The following is an 11909-nucleotide window of genomic DNA, read 5'->3' as shown; positions in this document are numbered from 1 at the left end:
GGTTTGCGGCTCCTATTACGGATCGGAATAAGCCGGTAAGCCTTTTTACCAAAGTAGGCCCGGCCGCTTACGCAGCATATTTACTCTTTAATCAGGGTAAATTTTGTCTTCTTATCGGTCGTCATCACTCCCTTGGTTTTCATGCTCATGATGCCATCGTACGCAACCCAATGACCTTGATCAATGGAAAACTCCGCTATGCCCTGGTATGAAATGTCCATCTCGGTTTCCGACTTTCCTCCACCGCCCAGAAATGCCGGCATACTAAATTCACCGCTCACATATTCGACAATATTGTACTGAATAACGGCAATGGTCTCCCCGTTTACTTCTTTGATGTCAGCCAGGGTTGCTTCATTTACTCTATAGGAACTGTCGCACTTAAAATTTGCGTCATTCGAGATCAGGTTTACATCTAGCGCCCACTTGTCTCCCGTGCTCACGGGGCTGGTTGGGAGTTGGAAGAAAAGGGCGACTAGGTTTTTCTGATTATTCTTTAACCAGAAGCTATGGATGCTACCTGTTTCGTACACGGATCCCCGCAGCACAATCCCGCCGGTCATCAAATGCATCGTTTCCAGTAAACCCACGTCCTCGCTATCTGCCGAAGCGATATCAGCGGGCTGGGTATCGTCATTAGGTTGGGTGGTCATCACGATATTCACCACGCCGTCATCGCCGTTGGTGAGCGTCGTTACGTAGTCCAAATTTCCGAAAGCCTCATTAAATTTCTGGAAGAACGCACTCATATCCCCGCTTCCACCCTCCGGGTCATCGGCAGGCGAGTTGAATAGCTGACCGAAGTTTACTTCTATCGAGGCGGCATCGATGTCACTCATCACCGTGGCATAGGTGAGCGAATCGCCATCCCCAATCTTCCAGACCAGGTCGACGGTTTGAGCCCGTTGCCCGAAAAGGGCTATTGAAAAAAGCGCTAGGAAAACGGTCAGTCTTAGTTTCATGGGTTGGTGTTTGCGGGTAAGGAGAAGGAAATATTTTTTGAATATACGGGACCGGAACATGAATTTATACTCCGGCTAATCTCACTTGTCGCTAAAATGCATCAATCGATTCCTCAGGGGGAGGTACAGGTGATGAGGAAAAGGACTAAAAGAATCAGGAGGATAGGTGCGCGCACGGCAGGTCGTCCATGTGCGCTTGTCATTTTTCTCCCGATGGTTTTAGTTGGTCCCTTACATCCAGTTGTAGGGTCCATATTTCTTCGATCGGCACGTCATTTTTACTTCGCTTTTCCAGATCGTAGGCAGTCCACAGGAATGGATAAAATAGCATCGCTCGATCCGCGCCCATTTCCTTTACTTCCTTCTTCCATCTCTTCCACCGCAATCCTTCGTAAAAGGCATCCAGATCATTCGTAAAAGCCCAGTACACGAAATCGGAATAGCCAATATCCAGCGGTTCCCATTCCAGGTTATCCGGCGACAGATAGTAGACCATCCCCATATCATCGTCTCCAAATGCTCCACCGTTCAGGGCGAAAAATCCCCCGATGGCATCATCCGCGATGAGTAAGAAGGAAGCAGCTTTACCGTAAGCCTCGAACGATTTACCCCTGTTCCACTCCGGCAGGCTTCTACTCAATCTGTCCGAGCCCGAGCCTAAAATCCGGATCCAGCCGTGGTCTACCAAAATACCGCCCGTCTCGTAAATGATCGCTCCCATCGGTGATCGGGTGGTTACCTGGGTCCGGTACAGAGCGGATCCCGCCCGTTGCTCGTTCTTCGGCAAGATCTCAACCTTATTCGTTGCCGATGTTATCCATTCTTCGACTACCTCCCAACCGGGTTCCTCCAAATTGATCAACTCCGTTAGCGGTCTCATTTTCATTTGTTGGGAATACCCGTTTTGAAATGAAATCAGCACTAGCGAGATAAGCAGGGACCTCATCTAAAGTTAACGTTTATTATAAGTGAACGAAAATCGATAGCCACCAGGGACAGCAGGCATCTGCTGCCGGCCCTGATGGACTTTTCAAACTTGATAGTGGAGTAACCATTCGTACGCACCCGTATTGTCAGCCAGTATATGGTGTCCGGATTTTCATACGCTTGGTCTGACGCTCCAGAGTCACAGGCTAGCCCACCGCTGATATTGCTCCAGCTGCGGATTGGTCTGTACGATGATGCCGTTTTCATCCAGCAGATAGGATTTGGGAATGGCGTTAATCGCCATGTCCTCTTTCAGAAAACCATCGGCGTCCCAGTAGCTGGACCAGCTGACGCCGTCCTCCTCGGAGGCCTGGACCCAGTTGTCCCGATTCTTATCTATGGAAATGCTCACGATCGCCAGGCTGCTCCCCGTTACTTCCCCCGCGATCTCCTTCAAGTGAGGGTGTTGCTGCCGGCAAGGCGCGCACCAGGAAGCCCAAAAGTCTACGTACACCTGCATTCCCCGCAGTTCAGACAAGCGGGCAGACGTACCGTCAGGGCGTTCGACGGGGATGTCCGGGAAGGCGTCGCCTACGCCGTAGCGACTACGGTTGGCCATGCCGATGGCGTACACCTCCTTGGCCTGGGCGTCCATGCGCGTGGTATCGAAGCGCCCATACAGGGAATCGAGCTGAGCCGCGGTAAACACGTCGGAGGAGATGGCCGCCGAAGCCAGCTGGGTACCCAGAGCCGGATGGGAGCCGGTCGAATCGATGAGGTGCGCCATCAGCTCGTACACCGCTTGCCCGGTGCTGTCCGCTTTGTAAGCCTCGATGTAGCGGGATCGCATAGAAGTATAAAGATCCTGGGAGGCGGAGCCGGTGATGACAGCGTCCTGCAAAGTTCTGACCGTATTGGGTTCCTCACCCTGTAGTTGGTAATCAGCCGTGATCCGGACCTCGTCGCCGCCTTCCAAATAAACACGAGTAAGGTTGGAAGTACCTTCCAGGATGAGGGAGGCCTGTACCGGCCGATCGAGCTCGCCCGTGAAGGAGAATTGGCCGTCATTTACCCGGGCGCTGTCTCGTACTTCGCCGTAAACTAGATAAACCCAGTCGGTATAGGGGCCGGTGATTATGCCCGTGAGCTGGAAGGCGTCATTTTTCTCTTCTTCGAGGGAGATGCAGGTGGTGAAGAGGAGGGCCAGGAGCGACAGTACAACGGATGCGCGCACGGAATAGATTTTGGTGGGGATGCGCTTAGAAGGTACGGCGTTTAGTAGTGGTAAGCCACGAAAAAAGGTGATTGCTACTACCTGGAACAGATTCAATGATTATCAGCCAGTGGTTGAACTTTCGTGTTCCTACCCTGAATTATCCGGCTACTTATTTCCAAAACTATTGCGGCCACACCTAAGGATATAACGTACGTCTTGATCAAAGCGGGTACGAGTGATCCATCCATCATCAGCAACGTACAGATAAGGCCGGCTGCAGCTATCACGACATTGACTGCCTTTTGCATGCCGATCGACAGCCTGTTACGCAGTACAAATTTGGTAGTGGCAAATGCTATAACCAGCGTTGGCAAAGACAGGACAACGGAAAAGACAAACATGACGAGGAGAATATCCAGCGAAGCCCTGACCTGATCACCCGTTCTATCTGCCAAGTCGATTACGGCATAGACAAAGGGTGCAAACAGAAGCGTTAGCCCCCATAATTTCACTAAGTGTCGATTACCCAGTGTGAAATATTCGTTCTTTTTGAAAGACAAGGTGCTCATGCCCTTTAAGCTAGGCCTTTTTGCGCAATCGGTTGCTACCTAAGCTGGAAGAACGCGCACCTTCCAAGTTATATCCGGAAAAAGAGGTATCCATTTGATTTCCTGATTGGACTCATTATAAAAAGCTACTTACATGAGGAATCACCCCCAATATACGCTGCACTAATTTTCCGTTTGGCAACTAGCTATACCCTTCCACCTTCATCCGCAGCCTACCCGAAAGCTGCATTCCATCCCGCGCATTTAAAACGATCAGCGTCAGGTTAGCTAAGCCGAAGATGAATTCGGCGATCTGCGCAAGGAAGAAAACGCTGTCGATGGATTGGTTATGCGAGCGGTAGTACAGAAAGATGGCTAAGGATACCAGGCAAATACCGTTCACCAGCATCATCTTCATTCGTCTGACCTTGGCTAAGACAAGCGGGCTTTTTGACTTCCCGGCGAGTTTGTCACCGGTGATCTTCAGAGTGGGCATAGCCAGGATCATAATGGGTAAGGCATATAAAATAAATGCCTTTACGCTGCGGATAAGCCCGTCATCGCCCTTGAGTTCCGCGAAGAGCGACAGGGAGAAGAAGGTAGCGATGGTCAGGGCCGCTACGATAGTAGCAATCAGGTGCGCGGTTAATAGGGTATTACGCTTCATTTGGACTGGTTTTGGAAGGGTAATTCCATTTAGCCGTTACTGCAGGCCCTGCCAACAGGGGAAGTGATCCACCACCCGTAGCAAACGATTGCTGACTGGATAGCGAAAAGATTGCAACCGCGAAAAGCGACAACGCTGAAATGGAAATTAGCCTCATGGTCTTACGATCTAAGATTGATGAGGCAAAGGTCCCGCCGGTAGCTAGCCTAGAATTGTAAAAAACGGAAAGACGGGATTTCTTTTTTAAGCTCCTTGGGCGATCGTCCCGTGATGCCCTTCACTTCGTGATTGAGGTGCGCCTGGTCGAAGTATTCGTTCCCGTGGGCAATGTGGGTGAGGGATTCTGGCGAATGCTTGAGCTCGTAGGCGACTTGTTTCAGCCTTACGATGCGCAGATATTCCTTGGGCGAGCAGCCAATCTTGTCATTGAAATGATTCCGTAGGGTTCTATTCGTCGTTCCTAGCTGTTTGGATAGGTCGGCAACCTTGATGTTTCCGGCATTTGCTTCAATCAGGTCGATTGCTTCCGTAATAAGTTCCATATCGCGGGTAAGGAGGTTATCTACGAAGACGGTTTCCACTTCGTCAAATAGCTGCTCCGTGGTTTGGCAGGCATGGATTCGCTGGACAAAATTGGTGGCGACGTCACCAAAGAGCTCCTCGGTGTCGATTAGCCAGGGTAGTTTGTTAATGGCTTGCGTGGTAAAGTAAGCCAAGCCGTAGGGCCGCAAATGCGCCCCCAATATTTTGACGGTTTCCCCACTGGGCTGCACGCTTAGCTGTTGCGTAGAGATCTTGGAGATGGCGATGTTAACCAAGGCCGATTGGTTGATCGTGTGGTTCGTCACGGTAAACGGCTCGCCGAAGAAATAGCCGAAGGTTATCCTGGGGAAGGGGATGATCGGTTCGGGTTGCCGGGATAATTGAGTGACCGTGGTATCGAGGTAGAAGTAGCTTTCTACGATGCTGGATAGGAACGGATCATTGGGTTTTCGTATGATGAATGGGGAATCGGGGTCCATTTCCTTGGTCGTATTGGTTGTTGGCTGCTGCTTCTTGCCACTGGGCGGCTACGCTCGAACGCTCGCTCAATCTAGGCCAATTCCTTCCAAAGGAATCAACTCGTTGATCGCATTTATAAGATGGTGTTAAATGGGTTATCCAATTTTGCCTGGTTGGGCCGCGTCTTCGGCTTCCACCTCAACCAGCACGCTAACCGGCCTTCCATGCGGTTGCTCATTTGCCACGACGTGCTGAACAACATCAACGACGTCACTTTCCACACCCAGAACAGCTCCGAGATCGCCCACGCTTACCAGTTGGTCCCCCAGGCTGACCGGGACGCGGTATACATCTACGATCGTCACTACGCCAGCTTCGCCCTGGCGTATCTGCACGACCGTCGGGGATCGGATTACCTCATTCGCATGAAGACGGACGGCGGGTCGACCCTGGTTAAAGACTTTGTGCAAAGTGCTGATAAAGAGTGTATAATAACCAGCCGGCTCCGTACCGGGCGGGGGTACAGCAAACTCAAAGAACTGGGGCTGCGACCCGGAACGGGGCGCGCCCTTCCGGGTACGGTTAGTGCGCGTAGAGCTGGAGGACGGTACCGTGGAGATGCTCCTGACCTCCCTGACCGATCGGCGGCGCTACCCCCACGGTGTCTTCAAGTGGCTATACGCCAAACGCTGGGGCGTGGAAACGGCCATCTTCACCCTGAAATCCTTCCTGCAGTTGGCCCTGATCTCGGCCTACACCCAGCCCGGGGTGGAACAGGATCTCTTGGCAAACTTCGCCTTCTACAACCGGCAGAGCGTCCTGGTCGCCGCCAGTGAGGAGGAGGTACAACGGGGTGCCGCCCACCGCGAGTACGCCTACCGCATCAACCGGAACGTGACGGCCGGGATGCTGCAGCGTTTTCTCTACCACATCTACCTGGACGGCCCGGCTACCTGGCGAAGGAAAATGCTCGTCTTACTGGAACTGATGCCCCGCTACACCGAGCCCTAACGTCCGGATCGCCGGCGGGAACGGGAGCGGAAAATAATGCGGATGAATAACCGCCATATCCACGACCGCCGGAGGCAGCAGCGTAGCTAAAAAAATTATAGAAAAGCGATGTAAACACCCGCATATCTACCGTCACAGTAGCCCTCGTACAACGAGGGCGGGCCAGGGGTGTGTTCACACCGAATCAATGAAAATAAGGCAGGCTAGTATAGCTGGAAAACGGGCCCTGGCTAGAGATGAGAAAAACAAGGCTGCGCCTTAACTTAATGGTGTTGGCGCTATGTTGGGCGATGTTATGCATATACCGGCATGGTAACGTTAAATCCCAGATTCAAATATTCCCTCTGTAGGATTTCAACTTTACTCTCAAAATAATTCATAAGCCACCTATCATACTCAAATTTATAAAGTTCGGCTTGGGAATGCTGCTGCATGCATAAATATAAATGTTTGGCAGCAACGCTACCAGTAATCATAGCATTCATTACTCCTTGACCCGCACCAGGATCAATAAGGGCTGCAGCGTCACCAGCGAACATATAATTTTTGCCAACTGTAGGCCTTAATAATCGCCATGTGACATTATAGACGCTGTCCAATTCTATTCCAAAATATTTTCCCTGATTGATATCGTGTTTTAAAAGGTCCTTACATTTAGTAATTCGTAAATAAGTATCTATACCTCTACTGTGCTGAGCTTGCCAGGTGATGAAGGAACCATCAATAGATAATCTCCCCCTACTATCAAATCTATCATTAATACTACGGTTTCTCTGTGTCCCTGACCAACAGTACAGAGGAACAGAGTAATACATCGAATGAAATGAAGATTGATGCGATAATATTCTGCTTTTTCCTGAACAATCAAGGCAATAAGTAGCGTTTAGGTGCGACGACTTACTTAAACAAATCGAAACTGAATCTTCTGTAATAATTATGTCGCTGCGCTTTAGTGATTTTTTGTATAATGGAATTGAATGTAACTCAAGGCATCTTTGCAATTCGTTATAAAATTTACTTCTGCATACATGGAAACCGCTCCATTTTTCATTCCTATTACCTAAAGTATTACTTTTGCCATTCACTACAATTTTAGAATAACGACTTATCGTGCTTTTGTTAAGTACTGAAATAATACCTAGCCTAGAGAATAAAACTTCAACTCCGGGGTGCAAACTATAGCAAACAGATTCCTTCACGTCTCGGTTTGTAGCTTTTCTAGTAATCACGATTACTTTCAGTCCATTTCGTTGGCAAGTTAGAGCTGCAGATATACCCGCTGGTCCTGCGCCAATGATTATAACATCATAATACAATTCATTAATTATTCTATTATCCAATCGGAGAGAATTTTGCCGGATGAGGAAAGCTTGATAACTGCTACTGTGTTAAGCGTCGCTTGGCAGATCCATAGTGAATTTATATTAAGGATTCTTCGTTTGTTCTGGAAATTTTCTGGTGAAGAATCGAGTACGCCTTTTTTATCTGGACCTTCTCTTTTAGCCTTTGCATATACGAAGAGAAATCCACGGCCTGAAAGTTTTGCGCTTTTTCTGATTCCGATATTAAGTTTATCAAACATCTCAACTTTTGGAATGCAAATAATTTGGCTTAGTGATGCCCAATCTCGAATTTGCTGGGCACCGACTAACCAAAGTTTAGTTGACCAGACTCTCTTACCGTCAATAGCTTTTACGCATTTCCTATGTACATCCATCCTTTCGATTAACTCAATTGAAGTCAAATCACGCACTTTGGAAAAATCAAATCCGATCAAAGGGTCCATAAGATTATACACATAATCAGCACGATCGATGTCAGTATAATTTACTACTATATTGTCATTAACTATTTGAATGAATGGGCCTTGTTCTCCATCCCATCCATATGATTCAGACTGGCCATAATCTTGCACATACGCCGACATGCTATGAAGTCCAAGTTCAATGTCCATCAAAGGAACGGCAGTATTGGGTCGCTTCCCGAATATATTCTTTAATGAACCTTGAAAAGTTCTACCTGCATCGGGCGAAGATGTTACCCACATTCCATTAGCAGCCGCACATAGTTTAATATCTTCTGGAAATGGTGACCCTAGTCCAAATGTCGCAAAATATGGATTCCGTTGTTCCCCTGAATAAGTTACGTCCCAACCTGGATAAAAAACTCCGGTTCCAGTATCTGGCATATAGCTAGTAGAAAATTGATTGTGAGGAGAGCCAGTTTGAGTAACAATCTTCCCGTTATCTAATTGTTTCCCAACCACGGCAGTTAAAGTATCAAATGAGTGGTTACCTGACCAATCCTTGTGAAATGCTTTGTCACCGGTAAATGGATTCAGAATTGCTGGATTACCACGTTGACGTATTCCACTAAGGTTAATAGTCCCGCCTTCAAAAAAGTCCTCATCGACCTTTAAACTCAAGTTATCTCTGTAATAACTATTTCTTATATCATTACTGTTAACCAAGGGAAAAAAGTCCGGTGCAGTAACAAGTGAAAACGCAGGGAGAATTTCTCTGTTTATCAGATTTTTAGATAATTTGTCTAAATCATCAATTTTAACTGTTATACAACCGTCAAATATATTATCATTGAACAATGACGCATAGTATCCACCATTTTCAATATAGTCGTCGAAGCTATTTCCAGGATGGTTCTCCCCATCGACGTGGGTTGTATTCTCTCCTTTAATTGCGTACTTGATGTTCACAAAAAGAGGTGCTACTTTGGGAGATTTGAATCCAGTTGTAATTCGACGTCTTCGGCCAAAGATATCGGAAATTAGAACATTTGTGATCTCGTGGCCATCTTTATTAGGTAACTTTAAGGCTGCGTATCTCCGATTATAATGGCCATGTTTTTTCCACTCATCGACAACTTTTATAGCAATAGTTTTCCCATTTTGCTTGGCGACAGAAATTAACTGTTTAGGTTCTGGAATAACCAATACGCTAGACCCAATCCGCCTAATATTTACCGCATTTTCCGAAGTATTATTGTATTCCGTCGAAGAACCATCATCATAATGTGAATCGATTCGAATAAATGGTGGTGCATCGAAATTGAAATTAGTATAATTTGGTTCCATTTTATGGCTCCCATATTCATAGTCAACCAACCTTTTCAGCTTATCATTTATGTGGTAATGACCAAATTGTATAGATTTGTCCGATGTGTCAAAACTTAGTTTTTTGATCGGGTTGATAAAAAATCTATTTCTAACCGTCCCGTTAAGCTTCGTTTGTTCAATCTTCAACCTATTCATTACATTAATAGAATCAAATGTATCAACTAATTCGACTACAAACACTCCATACCTGCATGGCATAGCTGCAACATTTTTTGCTTCGGAGCCTTTATCCGGTAAGTTTGTAAAACACCTGTCAATATTGCTAAATGAGTATGGGAGTTCGCCAATTCTTGCTATACCACATCGAGAAAAAACAAAACCAGCACTCTTTCCTTTACCATTCTTATCATCTTGAAATGGCGGTGTATTTGCCCCAGATCTATATTCGTAGGCTAACATTGCTACAAATATTTTCGATTTATCGATACTATTATTATTGACATACTCATCAGTAGGTATAAAACCGTATATCACGTCTTCTAACTGATCTAGAATTTCTAATGGCGGATATTCTTTCACAGATGCGGGCCTTACCTTTGCTGATGCCAACATATGATACAACAAGCTTAAACTGGGATATCCAGGCTCGACTAATTTATTTCCGCCAAAGTCTTCAAATCCACTAAGGAGTTTAACATCCGAAATATGGTCCACCTCGTTTGTTAAACTTTGGAAACTATCTATGCTTAGGGTGGCGGAAATTGACAATTCATCGGCAATAAATTCACCCCAACCGTTATTTTTTAGCCATTCAAGTACATTTGAAAATTTATCTTGTAAGTAATCTGGCATATCCCTTAGTACATACGGTATAAATGGATTTCCGCAGACCTCATTCATGGACAGAACAGGTAGACTGGTAAGTGCGCCTAACGATAGAAGTGAATCCTTCAAAAACCTTCGTCTTTCCATGGTAAGATATTTAGCCTAAATTACAATAATATTTTGACGGATGAAGAGCGATAAATGCCAGTTTCGAATTCAGATTTTAGAATTAGCGTTAGATACAATATTTAACTAAGTTACGCAAGGTGAAATGTCGTTGAGCAATTGTGTCGAATGTTGACTCTATTGGCAACTTCGAGCAAATTGAAATAGGTTCTCTTTGAGATGAAGTTGCATCATATTAAATCACTTAATTTATAAAATCTATCTATTCATCTAATGTGCCCAAAAAAACTTCCAAGTCATCCAAGGTTAAAGGTGTAAATTCGAAATATTCCAAAGCGTTTTCAGGAGTAATTCTTGAATTAGGAATTAACATTGCCTGAACATCATCAGGAGCCTCCAAAAAAGAAGGTAACTCCTGCCTCAATTCTACTACTTTGTCTCTTCTCACCCGCATTTTTTCGCATTTAAAAAATATCGATCCACCTTCGGCACCAATATTATTAAAGTCCAATTGAGATTCAGTTTTATACTGAAAATTTAAATCCGTCCTTGCCAAATCCTTAGTAGAGATTGACTGCTCACCCTCGACTGATAGTTCTAATAGACTGGAATCAGATTCTGATATCGTCAGCGCATAAGACTCAACTATACCGACTTCAACTATCATGAATATTGATCTCATACTGAACAATTCGGCGCTTAACTTTTTAATTGCTTCGCTACGAACTGAAACAAGATTCTCAATTCGGTTTATATTCATTCCCTTAGGCTGGAATAAAAAGCCACCGGATTTACTGAATTCAACTTTGATCCCAGCTTTATCAATGGGTAAATTTGATACTTCAGGATTTGTTTCACCAGCTGCCTTCAACGTAATTGTAACACTTTTAGAGCTTTGCCATTTGGTCTCATCTTGAGATTCATCAGGCCCAGGGGTAATTTTAATATCGAGCAATGGGTCAGACAAATTCCCCAGATAGTCCATTCGTCGATGCTTGATGTCAACCACATCGCCAAGTTTTACTTGTCTACCTAATGGCCAAGTTGGCAAGAATCCACCTGAATTTTTATAGATATCTTTAAAAAATCGTTTTTCGAAATTAGCCATCGTAGTATGGAGTTAAAAAGGTTCAGAATTTTAGTACTGCGTTCGATCGCAGTCCATTTTAACTAGTGTGATCAGAATTGCATTCAATCCAACGTATAAGTTAATTCTAGTCAACAATATTTGTAACCCTTTGGCCTGAAAAATTTTTAGGGTGTTGAACAAATGTTGAATGCATAAACATATTGCTTATAGAGATTCGACTTTATGCATATTGATTAAGCTTAATTTGGTCTTCACTTTAAGGTAGCGGATAAGAAAGTGACGACTACAAGAATTGTGAGATAGTTGTCTCCCTAATTTACACCTATGCGGTTTACACGGCCATTAAGCTAAGTTATTTCACAACATTAGGTTTCTCCTGATCTTAGACGGATGACCCGCGCCCTGACCCGCTTCCTCTCCTTTCTACGTGCCTTCCCCGATCTCAACGCAGAGGCTCGCCAG

10 protein-coding genes and 1 pseudogene are annotated in these 11909 nt (G+C 45.6%); 2 read left to right on the top strand and 9 right to left on the bottom strand.

Annotated features, from left to right (window positions below; all coding sequences use genetic code 11):
* Positions 1-80: 80 nt before the first annotated feature.
* The 6 genes from DRW39_RS21315 to DRW39_RS21290 all read right to left on the bottom strand — a co-directional run bounded on the left by DRW39_RS21315 (position 81) and on the right by DRW39_RS21290 (position 5342).
* Positions 81-962 (bottom strand): hypothetical protein, encoded by an 882-nt coding sequence (locus DRW39_RS21315; protein ID WP_157976289.1) that lies wholly within the window; start codon positions 960-962, stop codon positions 81-83.
* Positions 963-1161: 199 nt separating this feature from the next.
* Positions 1162-1842: a DUF2625 domain-containing protein gene (locus DRW39_RS21310; protein ID WP_116109269.1), complete on the bottom strand. Its 681-nt coding sequence runs from the start codon at positions 1840-1842 to the stop codon at positions 1162-1164.
* A gap of 246 nt (positions 1843-2088) precedes the next feature.
* A complete protein-coding gene (locus DRW39_RS21305; RefSeq protein ID WP_198664975.1) occupies positions 2089-3123 on the bottom strand; it encodes a TlpA disulfide reductase family protein in 1035 nt (344 codons plus the stop codon).
* Between the two features lie 92 nt (positions 3124-3215).
* Positions 3216-3674, bottom strand: a complete 459-nt coding sequence (locus DRW39_RS21300; RefSeq protein WP_116109177.1) for a hypothetical protein — start codon at positions 3672-3674, stop codon at positions 3216-3218.
* Between the two features lie 181 nt (positions 3675-3855).
* Positions 3856-4320, bottom strand: coding sequence for a hypothetical protein (locus tag DRW39_RS21295; protein WP_116109175.1), 465 nt, complete (start codon positions 4318-4320; stop codon positions 3856-3858).
* A 206-nt stretch (positions 4321-4526) separates the two neighbouring features.
* Complete coding sequence (locus tag DRW39_RS21290; protein ID WP_116109174.1) at positions 4527-5342, bottom strand: helix-turn-helix domain-containing protein; 816 nt, start codon at positions 5340-5342, stop codon at positions 4527-4529.
* A 120-nt stretch (positions 5343-5462) separates the two neighbouring features.
* On the opposite strand from DRW39_RS21290, the pseudogene DRW39_RS22965 reads away from it, so the two are divergent.
* Positions 5463-5696 (top strand): annotated as a pseudogene (locus DRW39_RS22965) (hypothetical protein); the annotation flags it as partial.
* A gap of 211 nt (positions 5697-5907) precedes the next feature.
* Positions 5908-6333: a transposase gene (locus tag DRW39_RS22815; RefSeq protein ID WP_255419274.1), complete on the top strand. Its 426-nt coding sequence runs from the start codon at positions 5908-5910 to the stop codon at positions 6331-6333.
* Positions 6334-6626: 293 nt separating this feature from the next.
* Here DRW39_RS22815 and DRW39_RS21275 read toward each other — a convergent pair whose 3' ends face one another.
* The 3 genes from DRW39_RS21275 to DRW39_RS21265 all read right to left on the bottom strand — a co-directional run bounded on the left by DRW39_RS21275 (position 6627) and on the right by DRW39_RS21265 (position 11465).
* Positions 6627-7673 carry an NAD(P)/FAD-dependent oxidoreductase gene (locus tag DRW39_RS21275; protein WP_157976288.1) on the bottom strand — a complete coding sequence of 349 codons (1047 nt, stop codon included), beginning with the start codon at positions 7671-7673 and terminating at the stop codon, positions 6627-6629.
* Positions 7658-10378 carry a hypothetical protein gene (locus tag DRW39_RS22405; protein WP_157976287.1) on the bottom strand — a complete coding sequence of 907 codons (2721 nt, stop codon included), beginning with the start codon at positions 10376-10378 and terminating at the stop codon, positions 7658-7660. The genes DRW39_RS21275 and DRW39_RS22405 overlap by 16 nt, the downstream gene beginning before the upstream one ends.
* Positions 10379-10619: 241 nt before the next feature.
* Positions 10620-11465, bottom strand: coding sequence for a hypothetical protein (locus DRW39_RS21265; protein WP_157976286.1), 846 nt, complete (start codon positions 11463-11465; stop codon positions 10620-10622).
* Positions 11466-11909 lie beyond the last annotated feature (444 nt).

This window comes from Lewinella sp. IMCC34191 (genome assembly GCF_003390935.1).
Lineage (GTDB): Bacteria > Bacteroidota > Bacteroidia > Chitinophagales > Saprospiraceae > Neolewinella.
The sequence above is the reverse complement of the archived record's forward strand: the minus strand, read 5'-3'. Positions and strand labels throughout refer to the sequence as shown.